Here is a 21,908-nt window from a genome sequence, read left to right as displayed (position 1 = left end):
CTAGAGTGAACCCATGCAGTCGATTTATCAGGCCAGCACGCCGTGCTGGCAGACTGCAAGGAGGTTCACCATGGCTCACCCCTCCCTCCTCGCCTCGTTAGCCCTCGCCGTGAGCATATTCAGCTCGGTAGCGACCGCCGGCCTGGTCGAAAACATCAGCATGCTGCGCACGGTGCTGGATTCCGTCTGCGGGCAGCGCTTTGACGTAATCTGGGTCGATGAAACACGCACCAACCAGCCCTGCCTGATGTCGTACTCGCCCTTTTGCGACGAGGTGCAATATAGCGGCCCGACCAGCTGCATGATGGTGATGAACATCACCGATGAGGGCGGCGACGACAGCCGCTAGCTAGCCTGACTCAGACCGTGGCCGTATCTTGCGGCACCGGCTGCAAAAGCGACTGGCAGATCTCGCCCAAACGCTGGATGGCCCGCTCGTGCCGGGTTGTCCACGGCTCGACGCAGCAAATACGCAAGCAGTTGCGGTAGCTCTGGCTGGGCGAAAACAGCTCGCCCGGCGCAAAGCTGATGCCCTCGTTCAGCGCCAGCCTGAGCAGTGCTCGCGTATCGATACACTCTGGTAGCTCAACCCACAGCACATAGCCGCCGCTTGGCACATTCAAGCGGGTGTCCTTGGGGAAAAAACGCCGGATTGCCGATACCGCACCATCCACCTGCTCGGCCACGGCACGCCGCAAACGGCGCAAATGGTGATCGTAGCCGCCATTTTCGAGAAAGCGTGCGATCGTCTGCTGCAGCGCCAGCGGCGTCGAATAGGTGTTGATGAACTTGAGCTTCTCGAGCTCGCGCCGCCAGCGCCCGGCCACCACCCAGCCCACACGCATCCCCGGAGCCAGTGCCTTGGTGAACGACGAGCACAGCATCACATTGCCGTCGCGATCGAAGGCCTTGGCCGGACGGGGACGGCTGCCGTGGTGGAAAAACTCGCCATACAGGTCATCCTCGATCAGCGGAATATTCCGGCTCGACAACATCTCGACCAGACGCTTCTTGTTCTCGTCCGGCATCACGCTGCCGAGCGGGTTGGAGAAATTGGGAATCAGCAGACAGGCCTTCACCCGGCCGTCGCGTGTAGCCAGTTCCAGCGCCTCGATCGAAATCCCCGTTTGCGGATGCGTCGGGATTTCCAGCGCCTTGAGCTTGAAGCTCTCCAGAATCTGCAACAGCCCGAAATACGCCGGCGATTCGATCGCCACCACATCACCGGGCTCGGTGACGGCACGCAAACACAGATTGATCGCCTCGAGGCAACCGTGCGTGATCAAAACATCATCGGCCTCGAACTGGCCACCCCAGGCCAGCGAGCGCCGGGCGATGTGTCGCCGCAGTTCGATATCGCCAGCCGGCTTGCCATAATCGGCCAGGATGCGCGGCTGATAACGCGTGGTTTGCGCCAGCAAGCGCTGCAATTGCTGGGTCGGATAAAGTTCGGGAGAGAGAATCGCCAGACCGAAATCGACGCGTATCGATTGGTTTTCGTTGATCTGATAAGGCCAGAGTACCGGTGCGGTGACAACCTCGCGAGGCTCGGTCGGTGGCTGGGTCAACGCCGGCGCCACAAAGGCGGTATGCATCGCACGAACGTAAAAACCGCTCTGCGGCCGCGCCTCGATCAAACCACGGGCTTCCAGCTCGCGATACGCCTCCATCACGGTGGAGAGACTGATTTGCCGCTGTGCCGACAGCTTCCGGATCGATGGCAAACGCTCGCCGGCCTTGAGCACACCAGCGGCAATCGCCTGCGCCATTTCCTCAGCCAACTGGAAATACAGCGTATCCGACTTGCGCCTTGCGGCAGGGGAGACCGACGTCGCCATCATGGCACCTCATTTCAGATGAGATACCAATATACAGTCACGGTACAACAGTTGTGAATATTTGTTTTATTGAGCAATACAACAGTACAGTTGCACGTCAGGGCGAGGAGGCAATGCGGCCTGCGATGCTCGGCGCACTCGCCGGCTTGCGCCGATCCAGCACCTGGAAGAACACTTCATCCTGGCGAATCATGCCCAGTTCGTTGCGGGCACGCTCTTCGATCGCATCGGTTCCCGATTTGAGATCGGCGACTTCGGCATCGAGTGCGGCATTGCGCTCTTTCAAGCGCTCGTTTTGTCCGCGCTTGGCAACCAGCTCGTTATCCAGCTGCCACACGCGCAACCAGCTCCCCTTGCCGATCCATAACGGCCACTGCAACAGGGCAATCAATAGGGCAAGAATAATGGCAAGCAGGCGCATGGGAATGAGTGTGTGCGGGCGAAAACCCGTTGAAAATCCAAAAGAAAACCGGGGCCTAAACCCCGGTTTTCCATCTTACTACAAGTTTGCGGCATGTACCGGCTCAGTGATTACTTCTTGAGCTGGTAGAAGGCGCCCAGGCCCGGGTAGACCGCAGCATCGCCCAACTCTTCTTCGATACGCAGAAGCTGGTTGTACTTGGCGATACGATCCGAGCGCGACAGCGAGCCGGTCTTGATCTGCATGCAGTTAGTGGCAACGGCCAGATCGGCAATGGTCGAATCTTCGGTTTCGCCCGAGCGATGCGACATCACCGAGGTGTAACCGTGGCGCTTGGCCAGATCAACCGCAGCCAGCGTTTCCGACAGCGAACCGATCTGGTTGACCTTGATCAGGATCGAATTGCAGATACCCTTGGAGATGCCTTCGGCCAGGATCTTGGTGTTGGTGACGAACAGATCGTCGCCGACGAGCTGGACGCGATCGCCCAGGCGGTCGGTCAGCACCTTCCAGCCATCCCAGTCACGCTCGCCCATGCCGTCTTCGATCGAGATGATCGGGTACTTGTTCACCAGGCTTTCGAGGTAATCAACCATCTCGACACTGGTAAGCGCACGCTTGTCGCTCTTCTTGAACACGTACTTGCCGGTGGCCTTGTCGAAGAATTCCGACGCAGCGCAGTCCAGCGCAATCATGATGTCTTCACCCGGTTTGTACCCCGCCTTGTGGATGGCAGCCAGGATCAGATCCAGCGCTTCTTCCGCATTGGCCACGTCCGGTGCAAAACCACCTTCGTCGCCCACTTGGGTCGGCAGGTTCTTGTCGTGCAGGATCTTCTTCAGGTTATGGAAGATCTCGGCGCCGTAACGCAGTGCTTCACGGAAAGTCGGTGCGCCAACCGGAACAATCATCAGCTCCTGGAAGTCGAGGCTGTTCGATGCGTGCTCGCCACCGTTGACGACGTTCATCATCGGCACCGGCAGGCTCATCGGACCCGAACCGCCAATGTAGCGGTACAGCGGCAGACCGGCTTCTTCGGCAGCAGCCTTGGCCACGGCCATCGACACGGCGAGGATGGCGTTGGCGCCCAGCTTGCTCTTGTCTTCGGTGCCGTCGAGCTCCAGCATGGTCGCGTCGATGAAAGCCTGATCGGCTGCATCCAGACCAATGATCGCTTCAACGATTTCGGTGTTGATGTTTTCAACGGCCTTGAGCACGCCCTTGCCGAGGTAGCGATACTTGTCGTTGTCGCGCAGCTCAAGCGCTTCGCGCTCACCGGTCGATGCGCCAGACGGCACAGCTGCACGGCCCATCACACCGGATTCGAGCAGAACATCTGCTTCGACGGTCGGGTTGCCGCGGGAATCGAGAATCTCGCGGGCGATCACTTCAACGATTGCGCTCATTGATGCTTTCCTTTGTTGACGATAGATGTTGTGGAACACGAACCGGGGCTATCCTGCTCGCCCCGGATTACAGCGTTTGTTCAGCCAGAGAGTTTGCTTTAACCGTGGCATCGATTGCTTTGAGCACGGTCAGCAACTCCTTCATTTTCGGTAGCGGCCAGGCATTCGGGCCATCGGACATCGCGCACGCCGGATCGGGATGCGTTTCGGCAAACAGCCCTGCCACGCCCACGGCCATCGCCGCGCGCGCCAGCACCGGTACGAATTCGCGCTGACCGCCGGAGCGATCACCCTGACCGCCAGGCAATTGCACCGAATGGGTCGCGTCAAAGACGACCGGCGCGCCGGTTTCGCGCATGATCGCCAGTGAGCGCATATCCGAGACCAGATTGTTATAGCCGAAGCTGGCGCCACGTTCACATGCCATGAATACGTCGTCCGGCAGACCGGCATCGCGGGCGGCTTCACGCGCCTTGTCGATGACATTCTTCATGTCGCCCGGTGCGAGAAACTGGCCCTTCTTGATATTCACCGGCCGGCCCGACTGGGCACAGGCGCGGATAAAGTCGGTCTGACGGCACAGAAAGGCGGGGGTTTGCAAGACGTCGACCACGGCCGAAACCTGTTCGATTTGACCGATTTCGTGGATGTCGGTCAACACCGGTACGCCAATCTGCTCCTTGACCTTGGCGAGAATCCTCAGCCCCTCGTCCATGCCAAAGCCACGAAACGACTTGCCACTAGAGCGGTTGGCCTTGTCGAAGCTGGATTTGAAAATAAACGGAATACCCAGCTCGGTGGTGATTTCCTTGAGCTGGCCCGCCACATCGATCGAGAACTGCTCACCCTCGATCACGCATGGGCCGGCAATCAGGAAAAACGGGTGATCGAGCCCGACTTCGAATCCGCAAAGTTTCATGGTGTCTTCCTCTCGGCGAGCCCGGCATAGCCGCAACCCACCCTCTCGAATGGCTGGCGGGTTAGCCCTTGCGGGCCAACCCAAGACTGAATCAGCAGCTCAGGCCTTCACGCCCATGCTCTTTGGCATAAGCGATCGCGGCCTCGATGTACGACTTGAACAGCGGGTGACCATCACGCGGCGTCGAGGTGAACTCCGGGTGGAACTGGCACGCGAAGAACCAGCGATGCCCCGCCAGCTCGATCGTTTCAACGAGTTGCTCGGCGCCCGTGGACTTGCCGCTGATTTTCAGCCCGGCAGCTTCGAGCCGCGGCAGATAGTAGTTGTTCACTTCGTAGCGATGGCGATGGCGCTCGGTAATGGCTCCGGCGCCATAGATCGCTGCCGCGTGGCTACCCTCAACGAGCTTGCACTCTTGCGCGCCCAGACGCATGGTGCCGCCCATATTGGAGTTTTCATCACGGGTTTCGATCTTGCCGTCGTGGTTTACCCACTCATCGATCAGCGCCACCACCGGAAATTCGGTTTCGAGATCAAACTCGGTCGAATTGGCGCCGCTCATGCCGGCCACATCACGCGCGTATTCAATCAACGCGATCTGCATGCCCAGGCAGATGCCAAGGTAAGGAATATTGTGTTCGCGGGCATATTTGACCGCAACGATCTTGCCCTCAACGCCGCGTTTGCCGAAACCGCCCGGCACCAGAATCGCATCCATCGCGGCCAAGCAATTCGGGCCTTCGGTTTCCAGCGATTCAGAATCGATGAAGTGAATTTTCACTTCGCTTTCGGTATGGATGCCGGCGTGCTTGAGCGCTTCGATCAGCGACTTGTACGATTCGGTCAGGTCGACGTACTTGCCGACCATGGCCACATTGACGGTCTGCTTCGGATTCTGGATCGCGCCAACGATGCGGTCCCACAACGCCAGATCGGCCTTCGGCAGCGACAGCTGCAATTGCTTGCAGATGATATCGTCGATGCCCTGACTCGAAAGCACGTGCGGGATCTGGTAAATCGAATCCATGTCCGGGCAGGAAATCACGGCCTTTTCGGACACATTGGTGAATAGCGCGATCTTCTTACGCTCTTCATCCGGCACCACGCGATCAGCGCGGCAAATCAGCACATCGGGCTGGATACCGATTTCGCGCAATTCCTTGACGCTGTGCTGGGTCGGCTTGGTTTTGATTTCGCCGGCGGCGGCAATGTAAGGCACATAGGAGAGATGCACGAAACAGACGTTCTCACGCCCGAGCAGCACACCCATCTGGCGAATGGCTTCAAGGAATGGCAGGGACTCGATATCGCCGACCGTCCCGCCGATTTCGATCACGGCCAGCTCGGCCTCATGAGTACCTTCGCCGATGAACAGCCTGATCTCGTCGGTGATGTGCGGAATCACCTGAACGGTTTTGCCGAGGTAATCACCACGACGCTCTTTCTTGATTACCGACTCGTAAATCTGACCGGTGGTGAAGTTATTGCTCTTCTTCATCTTGGCGTGGATGAAGCGCTCGTAGTGGCCGAGATCGAGGTCGGTTTCGGCGCCGTCTTCGGTCACGAATACTTCACCGTGCTGCATCGGGCTCATGGTGCCCGGGTCCACGTTGATGTACGGATCGAGCTTCATCATGGTGACCTTGAGGCCACGCGATTCGAGGATGGCCGCAAGTGACGCGGCGGCGATGCCCTTCCCGAGGGAAGAGACAACGCCGCCGGTTACGAAGATGTACTTGGTCATGGCGATGGGCAACAGATTGGAATCGCCTATTTTAGCTGAACCGGCGGCCAGCCTCAATTCTGGACAAGGACGACGGAATGTGGCTTGGCCCGTTTTGCGCGCAAGATTCACTTGCGTCCGTAGACGTGACCGGGCTCATCGCCGCTAGCCCGCAAAAGTACCAAATCAAGCAAACGGGTCGGCAACAGGTGTTTCAGCCACCAGAACAGGTGCGTCGGCACCGTCACGCGATAGCGCGCAGCCGGGCGATGAGCCTCAAGTGCGGCGACCACGGCTGCCAGCACCGATTCGGGAGGTAGCGTAAACGGTGCCGCGGGCCCGGGCTTGGCCAGTCTCGCCCGCATTGCCGTGTACGCCGGCGCATGCGCGCTCGAGCCCTCGTCGATCCAGTGATCGAACTGCATCTGCGCGTTGGCGCGAAAACGACTGGTAATCGGCCCGGGCTCGATCAGCGCCACGGCGATCCCCGAGCCCTCGAGCTCAAGTCGCAATGTATCCGCCAGGCCTTCGAGTGCAAATTTGCTGGCGTTATAGGCACCGCGATACGGCATGGCCGCGAATCCGAGCACCGAACTATTGAAAAGCACCCGACCATGCCCCTGCTTGCGCATCACCGGCAGTACCGCGCGGGTCAGCGCCAGACTACCGAACACATTGGTTTCGAACTGGTGCCGCATCGCTTCGCGCGACAAATCCTCAACCGCGCCGGGCACGCCAAAGCCGGCATTGTTGAAAACGGCGTCGAGCCTGCCACCGGTTTGCGCCAGCACCTTGGCTACACACGCACGAATCGACGCATCGCCGGCAACGTCCAACTGAAAGGCGGTCAGTCCCTCGGCGGCCAAGCTGTCCACATCGTCAGTTTGGCGTGCGGTCGCAAAAACTCGCCACCCACGGAGCGCCAAGCCACGGGCGACACAAAGGCCTATCCCCGTAGAACAGCCACTTATCAGGATGGATCGCGGCATGGCCTTCACTATTTTTTTCATTGTGGCATCTTCTAGTAAAACAACAGGTGTTGCTGATACACACAACCGGTGCACCACAAATATTTACATCCAAAGAATGTAAATAGTAAGATTACTACGGCAAACACCACAGCCAAAACGACAAAATCTACAAATACAAGGACAGAATCATGACAAAGATCGCACTGATCACAGGCGGCATGGGCGGCATCGGCACGGCCATCTGCAAACGGCTAGCGGACGATGGCTTCACTGTCGTCACGACCTATTCACGCCCGGGCAAAGAGCAACACTGGCTCGCCGACATGAAGGAAGTGGGTTACACCGTTCACGCCTACCAGTGTGATGTCAGCGATTATGATGCCTGCGTCGCCATGGCCGCGAAAGTGACCGCGGAACTCGGCCCGGTTGACGTTCTGATCAACAACGCCGGCATCACCCGTGATGCAACGTTCAAAAAGCTCGACAAGATCAGCTGGGATTCGGTGATCAAGACCAACCTCGATTCGGTTTTCAACGTCTGCAAGCAATTCGTGGACAGCATGGCCGAGCGCGGCTGGGGTCGCGTGATCAACATCTCGTCGATCAACGGTCAGAAGGGCCAGTTCGGCCAGACCAATTACTCGGCGGCCAAAGCCGGCATGCACGGCTTCACCATGGCCCTGGCACAGGAAGTGGCGCGCAAGGGCGTGACGGTCAACACCATTTCGCCGGGCTACATCGCCACCGACATGGTCATGGCCGTACCCGAGGATGTTCGCAACAAGATCATTGCGCACATTCCGGTCAACCGCCTTGGCAAACCGGAAGAAATCGCCGGACTGATCAGCTACCTGGCCTCGGATGTTTCCGGTTTCATGACCGGCACCAATCTCGCCATCAATGGCGGCCAGCACATGTGTTGATTCGCGTCAGCGCAATAAAAACGCCAAGGCTTGCCTTGGCGTTTTTTAGGCTCTGTATTCATAAACTATTGCGACCCCTCGTAGCCCAAGCACTGTAGCGTGTTTGAGGGCGACGCCATGCGTACCATCGATAGCCAAGCTTGCTCGGCTAAACCCGTACCAACGCCAGCAGTTGCAGCAGCAGCTCGAGCACGGCGACCCGCGCCAGGCCATGGCCAACCTGATCCAACAACTGCATCCGCAGTCCGATTGTCCGCATTGCCACCAGCCCGAACTGCGCCCTTGGGGCAGTAGCGATGGCTTGCCCCGTTCTCGCTGCCGCCACTGTGGCAAGACCTGCAATGCACTCACCGGCACGCCGCTGGCGCGGCTGCGCCAGCGCGAACAATGGGCGCGCTTCGCGCAAACGCTAATCGATGGCCTGTCAGTGCAGGCGGCGGCAGCACAATGCGCTATCGGCAAGAACATCGCCTGGCGCTGGCGCCAGCGCTTCCTGGCCACCGTCGCTGACCATCGAGCCGAGCATCTTGGCGGCATTGTCGAAGCCGACGAAACCTTCTTCCTCGAATCGTTCAAGGGCCAGCGCCACCTCAATCGCCCCAGCCGTCAACGTGGCGGTGTAGCGCAAAAGCGCGGCATCAATTGCCGAGCAGATTCCGGTGTTGGTGGTGCGGGATCGCAGTGGCCAGACGGCCGACTTCCAGCTGGCACGATTGGATACGGCACACATCGCCGCCGTGCTCGGCCCGTTGGTCGATGCCGACGCGATGCTGTGCACCGACAGTGCCGGGGTGTATGCCGCCTTCGCCAAGGCGAGCGGATTGCGTCACCGCGCGATCAATGTGCGCCGCGGCCAGCGGGTCGATGGGGTGTTTCATATCCAGAACGTTAACGCCTACGACAGCAGGCTGAAGCAGTGGATGCGGCGGTTTCACGGTGTGGCGACGCGATACTTGGTGAATTATTTGGGCTGGCGGCGGATGCTGGAGCGTTACCGCTCGGGCATCACGCCGCAGCTGTGTTTGGCCGAGGCATTGGGGGTACAACAGCTAATGAATACATAGCCTTTTTTTAGGCTCTGTCGACGTTAACTGTTGCAACCTCACGTAAGTGGCGTGAACCCTTGCGATACCAGTGACGCCAACGGCACGCTGGAATACGGCTTGTTGCTTGGGCTAGCAGGCGTAGCGCAGTGATCCACAACAGTTAGCGGATACATAGCCTTTTTTTTATGCGTCGCCCACAACCCCTACTCGCCGCCGAGCGCCTTGTACGCCTGCGCCGCCACCGTCAGCCGCGCACGCCGCGCCTCGATCAACGTCTGTTGCGACGCGAAGTAATCGCGCTGGGCAATCAGGAATGCCAGATAGTTGGTCAGGCCGTCCTTGTAGCGACGCTCGGCCAGATTCATCCTAGCGGTCTGGCTGCGGATCAATCGCTGCTGCGCATCCAGCTGCGCTTCGAGCCACTGCTGATCGGAGAGCACATCGGCGACTTCCCTGAAGGCCACCTGGATGGTTTTCTCGTACGATGCCACCGCCCCGACCTTGCGCGCCTCGGCCAGATCCAGCCCCGAACGCGTACGGCCGCCGTCGAAGATCGGTATCGACACCGTCGGCAGGAAGCTCCACGCTCCGCTGCCGCTGCCGAACAGATCGCCCAGCTCGGCACTCGCCGTCCCGGCCGAGCCGACCAGCGTCACCTTGGGAAAGAACGCCGCCCGCGCCGCGCCTATATTCGCATTGGCCGCCACCAGTTGCTGTTCGGCCTGCTCGACATCCGGACGGCTCAGCAGCACTTCCGACGACACACCGGCCGGGATCGCCAACGGCAGGGGCCGTTTTTCCAGCAGGGTGGCATCGCCGGAAATGATTTCGTCGTCCGCAACCACCCGGCCGATCAGCACGCCGAGCGCATGGCGCGCGTTGTCCTTTTGCTTGGCCAGTTGTGCCGAGATCGCCTGCGCCGACTCGAACGCCGTCTGCGCCTCAAGCAACTCCAGCCGATCGGCGAGGCCGACGTCGAGCCGGCGCTGCACCAGCCGCAAGGTCTCGCTGCGGGCGACTTCGGTCTTGCGCGAGAACGCCAGTTGCTCGGACAGTGCCTGCGCGCCGTAATAACCACTGACAACGTCGGCGATCAGCCCGGCGCGAAAGCTCTTTTGCGCCGCCTCGCTCGCCAGATAGTTGGCCTGCGCCGCCTCGTTCAAGCGCCGCACTCGCCCCCAGAAGTCGAGCTCGTACGACAGCAGCCCGAGGTTGGCGTCGTAGCGGCGCGAAATCGTCGCCTCGCGCCCGCCGTTGACCGTTGCCGGCACACGGCTGACCGCCTCGGCACCGACCGCGCTGAACGACGGCAACGTATCGGCGCGCTGAATGCCGTACAGCGCCCGGGCTTCCTCGACCCGCGCCATCGCAACGCGCAAATCGCGGTTGTTCGCCAGCGCATCGCGGATCAGCGGCGTCAGCGCCGGATCGGTGAAGTAGTCTTGCCACTTGATCGCCGGCAAGGTAGCCGGCTGGCTGGCGGTGCCGACCTGTTTCGGCATCTCCAGCACCGGGCGCTGGTAATCCGGCTCCATCGCGCAGCCGCCGAGCAAGGAGGCAATCGCGAACGAAAGTATCGTTGTTTTCATCGTCAGCTCCTTAGCGGTGATCGTCACTGGCTGCCTCGCTCAAAGCCTTGTGCGCCTTGTCCGGGAACAGCTTGCGGGTCACCACGAAGAACACCGGCACGAGGAACACGGCCAGCACCGTCGCGGCGATCATTCCGCCCATCACGCCTGTGCCGATCGCGTGCCGGCTCGCTGCGCCGGCGCCGGTGCTGATCACCAGCGGCAGCACCCCGGCGATGAAGGCGATCGACGTCATCAGGATCGGCCGGAAGCGCAGCCGGCAGGCCTCGAGCGTCGCCTCGGTCAAGTCCATGCCGTGGCGCTGCAGATCCTTGGCGAACTCGATGATCAGGATGGCGTTTTTGGACGACAAACCGATGATCGCAATCAGGCCGACCTTGAAGTACACGTCGTTCGGCAGCCCCCGCATCGTCATCGCCATCACCGCGCCAAAGAGCCCCAGCGGCACCACCAGAAGCACCGCAAACGGAATCGACCAGCTTTCGTACAGCGCCGCAAGGCAGAAGAACACCACCAGCACCGACAGCCCGAACAGGAACGGTGCCTGCGAGCCCGACAATCTCTCCTCGTACGAGGTGCCGGACCATTCAAAGCCGATGCCTTGCGGCAGCTTGGCGGCCATTTCCTCCATCGCGCTCATTGCATCGCCCGAGCTCTTGCCCGGCGCCGGCCCGCCGCTGATCTTGTACGACGGCAAGCCGTTGTAGCGGTCGAGCTTGGGCGCACCGATGACCCAGCTTGCGGTCGCGATCTCGGACAGCGGCACCAGTCCGCCCTGACGGTTGCGCAACTGCAAGTTGAGGATGCCGTCCGGCGACGAGCGCGACGCCGCATCGGCCTGGATCAGCACGCGCAGGATGCGGCCATCGCGAACGAAGTCGTTGGCGTAGGCCGAACCGAGTGCAATCGACAGCGTGTCGTTCAGGTCGGCCAGCGGAATGCCGAGCTGGCTGGCGCGAACGCGATCGACGTCGAGATAAACCTGCGGGCCCGGCTCCTGGCCTTCGGGACGCACACCGGCCAAGGCCGGATTTTGCCCCGCCATCCCGAGCAGCGTATTGCGTGCTTCGAGCAGTTTTTCTCGACCAAGGCCGGCACGGTCTTGCAGACGGAAATCGAAACCGCCCACCGATGCCAGTTCGGGAATCGGCGGCACGTTCAGCGCGAACACGAAAGCCTGCTTGATGCGGAACAGCGTCATGTTGGCGTTCTGCACCAGCGTCGACACGCCTTCTTCCTTCTTGGGGCGATTCTTCCAGTCCTTGAGCGTAATGAACGCCAGCGCGGCATTCTGACCGCGACCGAAGAAGCTGAAGCCGACCACGCCGATCACCTTCTCGACCTCGGGCTGCTTCATGTAGTACTGCTCGACTTCGTTCATCACCACCAGCGTGCGCTCGCGCGTCGCGCCGGCCGGCAACTGCACCATGCTGACAAAGTAGCCCTGATCTTCGTCGGGCAGGAACGACGTCGGCAGGCGGCTCATCAGCCAGCCGGTCGCCGCCAGGATCAGCGCGAAGAACAGCAAGGCCAGACCCGAGCGACGCAGGATGCGCGTCACCCAGCCGACGTAGCCGACCGTGGTGTTATGGAACTTGCGGTTGAACCAGCCGAAGAAGCCGGTCTGCGCATGCAGCTCGCCCTTGTGGATCGGCTTGAGCATCGTCGCGCACAGCGCCGGCGTCAGCGTCAGCGCCAGCAGCGCCGAGAAGCCCATCGTCAGCACCAGCGTCACCGAGAACTGCCGGTAGATCGCCCCCACCGAGCCGGTGAAAAACGCCATCGGCACGAACACCGCCGACAGCACCAGTGTGATCGCGACGATCGCGCCGACGATCTGGCCCATCGCCTTCTGCGTCGCCTCGCGTGGCGCCAGCCCTTCTTCGGACATGATCCGCTCGACGTTCTCGACCACCACGATCGCATCGTCGACGAGAATCCCGATCGCCAGCACCATCGCGAACAGGGTCAGCACGTTGATCGAGTAGCCGAGCAGATACAGACCGACCAGCGAGCCGATCAAGGCAATCGGCACCACGATGGTCGGAATCAGCGTCGCCCGCAGGTTGCCGAGGAAGAGGTACATCACCAGGAACACCAGCACGATCGCCTCGGCCAGTGTTTTCAGCACTTCCTTAATCGAGATATCGACGAACTTGGACGTGTCGTACGGAATATCCCACGCCACGCCCTGCGGGAAGTAGCGCGACAGCTCGTTCATCTTCTCGCGCACCAGTGCGGCGGTCTCGACCGCATTGCCGTCCGGCGACAACTTCACGCCGATCGCCGCCGTCTGCTTGCCGTTCAGCCGCGCCACCACCGAGTAATCCTGCGCGCCGAGTTCGACGCGCGCCACATCCTTCAGCCGGACTTGCCCCCCCTTGCCGCCGTCACGCAGCACGACGTTGCCGAACTGCTCCGGCGTCACGAAACGCCCTTGCGTCACCACCGTGGCGTTGACTTCCTGCCCCGGAATCGACGGCAGCTGGCCGAGTTCGCCGGTAGCCACCTGGACGTTCTGCGCCCGCACCGCGGCCAGGGCCTCGGCCGGCGTCATTTTGTAACCGGCGAGCTTCTGCGGATCAAGCCACACCCGCATCGCGTACTCGGTGCCGAACAACGTTGCCTCGCCGACCCCTTTGACCCGGCGGATGCTGTCGAGCACCGCCGAGCTGGCATAGCTGCCGAGCGCGACGCTATCAAGCGCGCCGTCCGGCGAATACAGCGTCATGAACAGCAGGTAGTTGCGGCGGGACTTGGCGACCTGCACACCCTGCTGGCGCACTTCGGCCGGCAGGCGTGCCTCGACCCGCTTGATGCGGTTCTGCGCCTCGACCGACGCGATGTCGATGTCGGTGCCCGACGCAAACGTCAGCGTGATCGTCGCCGAGCCGTTGCTGTCGCTGGCCGAATCGAAGTACAGCAGGTTCTCGAGCCCGTTCATTTCCTGCTCGATCAGCGCCGTAACCGTTTCCTCGACCAGCTTGGCGCTGGCGCCGGGATAGGTGGCGGAAATCGTCAGGCCCGGCGGCGCAACCTCCGGATACTGCGACACCGGCAGCCCGCGCAGGGCGAGCAGACCGGCCAGAATGATAATCAGTGCGATCACCCAGGCGAACACCGGGCGGTCAATAAAGAAGCGTGACATGGTCGCCCCTCTTTACTTGGCAGCTGCGGCGCTGGCCGCAGGTTTGGCCGCGACTGCACTGGCTGCCGGCGCACTGGCACTCTGGCTGGCTGAATGGCTAGCGCCAAAGGGCACCGGTTTGACCGACGCGCCGGGGCGAATCTTCTGAATGCCCTCGACGATCACCGTTTCACCGCCCTTGAGGCCTTCGCCGATCAACCAGTCCTTGCCCGAGAAGCCGGCGGTCTTCACCGGCTGCGGCCCCACCTTGCTGTCCTTGTCGACGATGTAGACGAACTGCCCTTGCGGCGAGCTTTGCACCGCCCGTTGCGGCACGCGTACCGCGCCACTCAGCACGCCTTGCGCCGAGCGCGCGGTCACGAACACGCCGGGCATCAGCAGCCGATCCGGATTGGGGAACTGCGCCCGAACGACGATGGTGCCGGTGGCCGGATCGACCGTCTGCTCGGAAAACAGCAATTTGCCTGCGTGCTGATAGACGCTGCCATCGGGCAGGATGATCTCCACCGGCAAGCCGTCAGCCGCATTCAACTTGCCCGACTTGAGCTGCTGGCGGAAACGCAGGATGTCGTTGGCCGACTGGGCGAAATCGACATAAACCGGATCAAGCTGTTCGATCGTCGCCAGATGCGTCGCCTCGCCCTTGCCGACCAGCGCGCCTTCGGACACCAGCGCACGGCCGATGCGGCCGGAGATCGGTGCCGATACCGCGGCATGCTCAAGATCGATCTGCGCACGATCGACCGCCGCGGCGGATGCCAGCACCTGCGCCTCCGCCTGTTTCAGCGCCGATTGCGCTTGATCGTATTCCTGTCGCGACACGCCCTGATCACCAACCAGCTGCCCGTAGCGCTTCAACGTTGCCCGCGCGATCTCGGCGCTGGCTTGGGTGCGTGCCAGCTCGGCCTTGGCCGACGCCAGATTGGCGCGCAACGTGCGCGGATCGATCTGGAACAGCTGCTGGCCGGCGCGCACTTCACCGCCCTCAGCATATAAACGTTTCTGCAGAATGCCATCGACCTGAGCACGCACCTCGGCGGTGCGAAAAGCGGTGACCTGACCGGGGAACTCACGCGTCACGGCGCTATCGCCACGGGTAGCAGTCACCACCGCCACTTCGGCCGGCGGCGGCCCGCCTGCCCCCGGTTTGGCAGCGGCATCCTGTTTGCTGCAGGCAGTCAGGGCAAGCGCCATCGCGGCGCACAGCACGGCAAGTCGTTGCTGCATGGTGAATATCCTTGTGGTAACGAGCTGATTGTTCTGTTTTTCTATTTCACGACAACGGCGCTGCAACTACGTGTACGGCCAAGGTCAGGCGCAATCTGGTTGATAGGCGCGCAGGAACACACCGATGCGCCGACGCAACAGTTGCAATTGCTCGTCCGCATCGGGCAAAGGCATGCAAAACAGCAACCGCTGACGGTCGTGACTGACGATGATGTCGAGGAATATATCGGCGGCCAGCTGCGGATCATCGTCGCGCAGCTCGCCATCCCGCATGGCTTTTGTCAGCAAGCTTGCGAGCTGCTCGGCCGTCGCCTGAACGCCATTGACATAAACCTGCGCCGCAAGCTCAGGAAATCGCCCCGCTTCGTGCGTCAGCAAACGATGCAGATTGATCGATGCTGGCGTCAGTAGATTGGCCTGCATGGCGACGGCAAAATGCAGCAGCCGCTCGGCCAGCCCCCCTTCCCCGGCAATCAGTCTGGCCCGGTGTTCGGCGCAGCCTTCCTGCAAAACGGCCGAGAACAGCGCAGGCTTGGAAACGAAGTGGTTGTAGATCGTCTGCCGGGCGACGCCGGCGCGTTGCGCCACGCGATCGACACTGGCTCGATAACCGCACTCGCGGAAAACTTCGAGCGCTGCGGCGACGATGCGCTGCCTGCAACCTGACGCTTGCAACTCTTGTTCTGACACCAGACTTCACCGTAACACTGGATTGGACTGTCCAGTCTAAATGTCGCCCGACGGATCGTAAATATCTACATCGTTTCCTCAAGCACCATTGGTCGGCTTTGTTTACGATGCACGTCCGCACATTGTTGCAAAAGACATCCAAGCGCCCGAAGCCAGCGCCTCCATGTCAGATCGTCATAAAATTGATTCAATCTTGGGTAAACTGATATTCAGCCCCAGCCAGAAAAAGCGTGCTTTGCATTGCCGCTCAAAAAAGGCGTTTCAAATACGTCACCAAAATCGCATCAGGAGACTCCCGTGCCTAGCCGCAGATTTAAAGCGATCCCCACTCTTATTACCGCCGCATTGATCATTGGTCTGGCCGGTTGCGAACAGAAAGCCCCACCTCAAGCACCGCCGCCGCAAGTGGGCGTCATCACCATGAAGAAGCTGACCGTGCCGTACACTTACGAAGCGGTTGGCCAGACGGCGGGGTATCGCGAAATCGACGTGCGCGCGCGGGTAGACGGCATCTTGCTCAAGCGGGTGTACACCGAAGGCAAACCGGTCAAGGAAGGTCAAACGCTGTTCCAGATCGATCCGGCGCCGTTCAAGGCTGCACTCGATCAGGCGCTCGGCGTACAGGCGCAAGCCAAGGCATCACTGACCAAGGCCACCGCCGATCGCGACCGCATCGTGCCACTATTCAAGGAAAACGCCGTCTCGAAGAAGGATTTCGACGACGCCAATGCCGCCTACGACGCCGCGGTGGCCAACCTTGCCGCCGCGACCGCCAAGACCGACGAGGCGCGCATCAACCTCGGCTACACCACCGTCGTGGCGCCCATTTCCGGCATGGCCAGCAAGATCAACTTCTCCGAGGGCAGCCTGGTATCGCCGACCACCAACGGCGGCCTGCTGACGACCATCGTCCAGCTCGACCCGCTGTATGCCAATTTCTCGTTCTCCGAGGCCGAAAAGCTGGCACTGGATAAAGCCGCCCAGCGCGGCAGCATCACGCTACCTGAAGGTCGCAGTTACCAGGTCTCGCTCAAGCTTGCGGACGGCTCGACCTTCAAGCACAGCGGCCGCATCGACTTCTCCGATAGCAAGGTCGATCCGGCTACCGGCACGATCAAGGCACGTGCGGTGATTCCGAACCCCGAGGGCGATCTGCTGCCGGGCCAGTTCGTCCGCGTCGTGATCGACGGTGCACAGCTCAACAATGCCATGCTGATTCCGCAACGCGCCGTCGTCCAGTTCCAGGCCGACAAAGCCGTGATGGTGCTGAACGACAAGAACATCGTTGCGCCGCGCGTGGTGCAGCTGGGGCAGGAGCGCGGCAATGAATTCGTCGTGATTTCGGGTCTCAAGGACGGTGACCGCGTCATCGTCGACGGCGTACTCAAGGCGCGTCCGGGTCAGCCGGTGAACCCGGTTCAGGCAGGGGCCAGCGCCCCGGCCGCGGCCAAGTAAGGAGCCGGCATGTTTTCCAAATTCTTTATCGAACGGCCGATCTTCGCCAGCGTCATCTCGATCATCATCACCCTTGCCGGGCTGGTGTCGATGAAGGCGCTGCCGGTCGAGCAGTATCCGAACATCGTCCCGCCGGTGGTGTCCGTCACCACGGCGTATCCGGGCGCCTCGCCGGAGGTGATTGCCGAAACCGTTGCCGCACCGATCGAACAGCAGGTCAACGGCGTCGAGAACATGATCTACATGCAGTCGTCCGGTGCATCGAACGGCGCGATGAACCTCAACGTCTACTTCAATATCGGTACCGACCCCGACCTGGCGACCATCAACGTCAACAACCGGGTCCAGGCCGCCATGGCGCAATTGCCGGACACGGTGAAGAAGCAAGGCGTGACGGTACAGAAGAAATCATCGTCGATTCTCGCCTTCGTCACGCTCGACTCACCCGACGGCAGTCTTGATTCGCTGTTCCTCGCCAACTACGCCAACCTCAACGTTGTCGATGCACTCAAGCGGTTGAACGGCGTCGGCGACATCATGGTGATGGGCGCCGGCGACTACTCGATGCGCGTCTGGCTGCGCCCGGACAAGCTCGCCCAGCTCGGCCTGAGCACGGCCGACGTCGTCAACGCGATCAACGAGCAGAACCAGCAGTTCGCCGCCGGCAAGGTGGGCGCCGCACCGACCAAGGAACCGCTCGAGTTCACCTACACCGCCTCCGCCAAAGGCCGGCTCGAGACGACCGAGGAATTCGGCAACATCATCCTGCGCTCGAATTCCGACGGCTCGCAGACCAAGCTCAAGGACGTCGCACGCATCCAGCTCGGTGCCGACAACTACGACATGGTTGCCAAGCACAACGGCAAGGATACCGTCGGTATCGCGGTCTATCTGCAGCCGGGCGCCAACGCGCTCAAGGTGCTGGATTCCGTGCGCACCACCATGGACGGGATGAAAACACGCTTCCCCAAGGGCATGGAATACAGCATCCCGTATGACACAACCAAGTTCGTCAAGATTTCGATCGAGGAAGTCGTCCATACGCTGTTCGAAGCCATCATTCTCGTTTTCATCGTCGTCTATATCTTCCTGCAGAACGCCCGCGCCACACTGATCCCCTGCCTGGCCGTTCCGGTCTCGCTGATCGGCACCTTTGCCGGCATGTATGTGCTCGGATTCTCGATCAACCTGCTGACGCTGTTCGGCATGGTGCTGGCGATCGGTATCGTCGTCGACGACGCGATCGTCGTGCTCGAGAACGTCGAGCGGATCATGCGCACCGAGAAATGCTCACCCAAGGACGCGGCAATCAAGGCGATGGAAGAAGTGTCCGGCCCGGTCGTCGCGATCGTGCTGGTGCTGTGCTCGGTCTTCCTGCCCGTGGCCTTCATGGGCGGCATGACCGGCCAGATGTACAAACAGTTCGCCGTCACCATTGCCGTTTCGGTGGTGATTTCAGGCCTGGTCGCACTGACGCTGACCCCGGCCTTGTGCGCACTGATCCTCAAACCGACGCATTCGGAACCGAACCGCTTCTTCCGCTGGTTCAACCGCAGCTTCGACAAGATGACCAATGGCTACGTGGCGGGTGTCTCGTTTCTGAACCGCCGGGTACTGGTCGCGTTCACCCTGTTCGGCACGATGATCGTGCTGCTCGTGGTGCTGTTCTACCGCGTCCCGGGTGGTCTGGTGCCGGACGAAGACCAGGGCTATCTGATGGTCGTACCGGTGCTACCGGATGCCGCATCGCTGACCCGTACCCAGGCCGTCACCAGCACGCTGGATGCAGGCTTCGTCAAGAACAAGGATATCGATCAGGTTCTCACCTTCTCCGGCTTTGACCTGCTGTCGAGTTCCTACCGCTCCAATGCGGCCGCGACCTTCGTGACGTTGAAGGACTGGAAAGAGCGCGAGGGCGAAGGCCAGGACTCATTCTCGCTCGCCAAGCAGGTGATGGGCTTTGGTGCCCACTCGGTCAAGGATGCCGTGGTGCTGGCGTTCAACCCGCCACCCATTACCGGCATGTCGACGACCGGGGGCCTGGAAGCCTACATCCAGAGCCGTGGCACGACCGATCCTAAGCAGATCGAGGCGGCGATCCAGTCGTTCATCGAAGCGGCAAAGAAGCGGCCGGAGTTCTCCAGCGTAACGACGACGTATCGCGCCAACGTGCCGCAGATGTACTTCGACCTTGATCGCGAGAAGGCCAAGACGCTCGGCGTGCCGGTCGACCAGGTCTTCCAGACGCTGTCGGCGACGTTCGGCTCGCTCTACGTCAACGACTTCAACAAGTTCGGTCGCACCTACAAGGTCGAGCTGCAGTCCGAAGCCGACTTCCGCTCGCGCCCCAGCGACATCCGCAACGTGTTCGTGCGCTCGGCCAGTGGCCAGATGATTCCGCTCGACTCGCTCGTTACGGTCAAGCCGGTCACCGGCCCGGAACTGGTCGAACGCTTCAACGTGTTCGCCGCCGGCAAGGTAATGCTGCAGCCGGCCGCCGGCTACTCGACCGGCCAGGCGATCACCGCCGCCGAAGAAATCGCCACCCAGGATCTCGGCTCGGACTACACGCTCGCGTGGATGGGCAGCGCTTACCAGCAGAAACTCGCCGGCAGCACGTCGACGCAGGCATTCGTGTTCGGGATCATCATGGTGTTCCTGATCCTGGCCGCACAGTACGAACGCTGGACCTTGCCGATCGCGGTGGTGACCGCAGTACCGTTCGGCCTGTTCGGCGCGCTGCTCGCGGTCTGGCTACGCGACCTCAACAACGACGTGTACTTCCAGATCGGGCTGGTGACACTGATCGGTCTGGCGGCGAAAAACGCGATTCTGATCGTCGAATTTGCCGTCGAGAAACACCACGAAGGCATGACCTTGCTCGATGCTGCGCTGGAAGCATCCCGACTGCGCTTCCGGCCGATCGTGATGACGTCACTCGCCTTCATCCTCGGTTGCGTCCCGCTTGTCACCTCGAGCGGTGCCGGCGCCGCCAGCCGCCACTCGATCGGCACCGGCGTGATCGGCGGCATGCTCGCTGCAACCTGCCTTGCCACCTTCTTCGTTCCGCTCTTCTTCCGACTGATCATGGGCTTGGGCAAGAAGAAAGAAGCCGCGCCGACCGCGGGAGATCACCATGCCTAAGTTGAAACTTCTGTCCGCTTCCATCGCGCTCGCCCTGCTGTCCGGCTGCGCGCTATTTCAGCCAGACACCAAGCCGCCACAGATGCCGTTGCCAAACGTGCTGCAAACGCAGCCGGAATGGATAGGCGACGGCTGGTGGAAGCAGTTCGGGGATCCGACGCTAGACCAGTTGATCGAGACCGCGCGTAGCAACAACCAGAACCTGGCGATCGCCAGCGCCCGCGTTGACCAGGCGCGTGCGGTGCTCGGCATCAACTCGGCGGCACAACTGCCACGCGTCGACCTCGGTGCCGCAGGCTCCCGGCAAAAGGCATCTGAAAAGGGCTCGTCGGCCGCACTGGGTACCTATAGCGACTACCAGCTCGCCGGTTCGGCAAGCTGGGAAATCGACCTGTGGGGCAAGTTGGCCAACCTGACCGAAGCGGCCCGGCGCGATTACCTCGGTGCCGCGTACAACCGTGACGGCGTTGAGATCGCGCTGGATGCCGAGGTCGCACAGACCTACTTCAACCTGCGTGCCCTCGACGCCCAGCTCGCTATTGCCAACGACACCGTCAAGTCGCGAGAGGAAACCTATTCGCTGCAAACCAAGCGTTTCAAGGGCGGCTTGATTTCCGAACTCGATGTGCGCCAAGCCGAGTCGGAACTCGATATCGCCCGTGCCGCTGTGCCGGACTTGGTCAGTGGCATTGCGACGACCGAAGGTGCGCTGGGCGTGCTGGTGGGCGCCGATCCGAAAACGATCATCGATGCACTGCCGCCTCGCGGCAAGTCGATCAACCAATTAGGAAACCCACCGGCGATCCCGGCCGGCCTGCCGTCGGATCTACTACTGCGCCGCCCGGACATCCAGTCGGCCGAAGCCCGGCTGATCGGCACCCGTGCCCGCGTCGAAGCCGCCCGCGCGGCCTATTTCCCGACGATTTCGCTGACCGGCCTCTTGGGGCTGCAAAGCCTGTCGTTTGGCGACCTGTTCACCGGCGCAGCCAAAACGTGGTCATACGCAGGCAATCTGGCGATGCCGCTCTTCGATGGCGGCTTGACTGCATCCCAGATCGACCAGGCACGCGCGGTCGAGAAACAGGCACTAGCCAACTACCGACTCACGGTGCAACAGGCCTTTGCCGATGTGCGCGGTGCCCTGGTGTCCAACGCCGAATCGAACAAAAAGACCAAGGCACAGGCCGAGCGGGTTGTCGCGCTGCAACGCCAGTACCGGCTTGCCAGCCTGCGTTACGACAACGGCTATTCCAGCTATCTGGAAGTGCTCGACACCGAACGCAATCTGTTCAACGCGCGTCTGGCACTGGTCGATGCCCAGCTCGGCGAGGTCAATAGCCGCGTCGCGCTGTACAAGGCCGTCGGCGGCGGCTGGCGCATGTCGGAGGCTACTGCACAGGCCAAGTAA

The 21,908-nt window shown here is 61.3% G+C and carries 15 protein-coding genes and 1 pseudogene; 6 read left to right on the top strand and 10 right to left on the bottom strand.

All coding sequences use genetic code 11. The annotated features are described in order from the left end of the window. Positions 1-70 precede the first annotated feature (70 nt). Entirely contained in the window at positions 71-349 is a 279-nt protein-coding gene (locus tag JLC71_RS04915) for a hypothetical protein (RefSeq protein WP_200917629.1), read from the top strand. A gap of 10 nt (positions 350-359) precedes the next feature. On the opposite strand, the gene JLC71_RS04910 is transcribed toward JLC71_RS04915, so the two are convergent. The 6 genes from JLC71_RS04910 to JLC71_RS04885 form a co-directional block, all read right to left on the bottom strand. Beyond that, positions 360-1,841 carry an aminotransferase-like domain-containing protein gene (locus JLC71_RS04910; RefSeq protein ID WP_200917627.1) on the bottom strand — a complete coding sequence of 494 codons (1,482 nt, stop codon included), beginning with the start codon at positions 1,839-1,841 and terminating at the stop codon, positions 360-362. Positions 1,842-1,935: 94 nt separating this feature from the next. Then, the gene (gene ftsB, locus JLC71_RS04905) at positions 1,936-2,259 is read right to left on the bottom strand and encodes a cell division protein FtsB (RefSeq protein ID WP_200917625.1); all 324 of its coding nucleotides are present in this window, start codon (positions 2,257-2,259) and stop codon (positions 1,936-1,938) included. 110 nt (positions 2,260-2,369) lie between these two features. Next, a complete protein-coding gene (gene eno, locus JLC71_RS04900) occupies positions 2,370-3,665 on the bottom strand; it encodes a phosphopyruvate hydratase (protein WP_200917623.1) in 1,296 nt (431 codons plus the stop codon). A gap of 67 nt (positions 3,666-3,732) precedes the next feature. Next, the gene (gene kdsA / locus JLC71_RS04895) at positions 3,733-4,584 is read right to left on the bottom strand and encodes a 3-deoxy-8-phosphooctulonate synthase (RefSeq protein WP_200917622.1); all 852 of its coding nucleotides are present in this window, start codon (positions 4,582-4,584) and stop codon (positions 3,733-3,735) included. A 91-nt stretch (positions 4,585-4,675) separates the two neighbouring features. Next, positions 4,676-6,328, bottom strand: coding sequence for a CTP synthase (gene pyrG, locus JLC71_RS04890; protein ID WP_200917620.1), 1,653 nt, complete (start codon positions 6,326-6,328; stop codon positions 4,676-4,678). A gap of 107 nt (positions 6,329-6,435) precedes the next feature. Further along, positions 6,436-7,296, bottom strand: a complete 861-nt coding sequence (locus tag JLC71_RS04885) for an SDR family NAD(P)-dependent oxidoreductase (protein WP_200917618.1) — start codon at positions 7,294-7,296, stop codon at positions 6,436-6,438. 170 nt (positions 7,297-7,466) lie between these two features. On the opposite strand from JLC71_RS04885, the gene phbB reads away from it, so the two are divergent. Together phbB and JLC71_RS04875 are read left to right on the top strand one after the other, a co-directional pair. After that, on the top strand, positions 7,467-8,201 hold the full coding sequence (gene phbB / locus JLC71_RS04880; RefSeq protein WP_200917616.1) for an acetoacetyl-CoA reductase: 735 nt from the start codon (positions 7,467-7,469) through the stop codon (positions 8,199-8,201). Between the two features lie 103 nt (positions 8,202-8,304). Continuing rightward, positions 8,305-9,265, top strand: a pseudogene (locus tag JLC71_RS04875) (IS1595 family transposase). 185 nt (positions 9,266-9,450) lie between these two features. Here JLC71_RS04875 and JLC71_RS04870 read toward each other — a convergent pair. The 4 genes from JLC71_RS04870 to JLC71_RS04855 form a co-directional block, all read right to left on the bottom strand. Beyond that, on the bottom strand, positions 9,451-10,836 hold the full coding sequence (locus JLC71_RS04870; RefSeq protein ID WP_200917614.1) for an efflux transporter outer membrane subunit: 1,386 nt from the start codon (positions 10,834-10,836) through the stop codon (positions 9,451-9,453). A gap of 10 nt (positions 10,837-10,846) precedes the next feature. After that, complete coding sequence (locus JLC71_RS04865) at positions 10,847-13,984, bottom strand: efflux RND transporter permease subunit (RefSeq protein WP_200917612.1); 3,138 nt, start codon at positions 13,982-13,984, stop codon at positions 10,847-10,849. A gap of 12 nt (positions 13,985-13,996) precedes the next feature. Further along, positions 13,997-15,211, bottom strand: coding sequence for an efflux RND transporter periplasmic adaptor subunit (locus JLC71_RS04860; protein WP_236250984.1), 1,215 nt, complete (start codon positions 15,209-15,211; stop codon positions 13,997-13,999). Positions 15,212-15,295: 84 nt separating this feature from the next. Next, positions 15,296-15,901, bottom strand: coding sequence for a TetR/AcrR family transcriptional regulator (locus tag JLC71_RS04855; protein WP_200917609.1), 606 nt, complete (start codon positions 15,899-15,901; stop codon positions 15,296-15,298). A 297-nt stretch (positions 15,902-16,198) separates the two neighbouring features. Here JLC71_RS04855 and JLC71_RS04850 point away from each other — a divergent pair, with 297 nt between their 5' ends. Genes JLC71_RS04850 through JLC71_RS04840 form a run of 3 tightly spaced genes read left to right on the top strand, consistent with a single transcriptional unit; the run spans position 16,199 to position 21,908 of the window. Further along, entirely contained in the window at positions 16,199-17,356 is a 1,158-nt protein-coding gene (locus JLC71_RS04850; RefSeq protein WP_374757618.1) for an efflux RND transporter periplasmic adaptor subunit, read from the top strand. Between the two features lie 9 nt (positions 17,357-17,365). Further along, positions 17,366-20,500, top strand: coding sequence for an efflux RND transporter permease subunit (locus JLC71_RS04845; RefSeq protein ID WP_200917605.1), 3,135 nt, complete (start codon positions 17,366-17,368; stop codon positions 20,498-20,500). Continuing rightward, a complete protein-coding gene (locus tag JLC71_RS04840) occupies positions 20,493-21,908 on the top strand; it encodes an efflux transporter outer membrane subunit (RefSeq protein WP_200917603.1) in 1,416 nt (471 codons plus the stop codon). Before JLC71_RS04845 ends, JLC71_RS04840 begins: the two co-directional genes overlap by 8 nt.

This window comes from Jeongeupia sp. HS-3 (assembly GCF_015140455.1).
Classification (GTDB): domain Bacteria; phylum Pseudomonadota; class Gammaproteobacteria; order Burkholderiales; family Chitinibacteraceae; genus Jeongeupia.
This window is presented reverse-complemented; position numbering and strand designations above follow the sequence as displayed.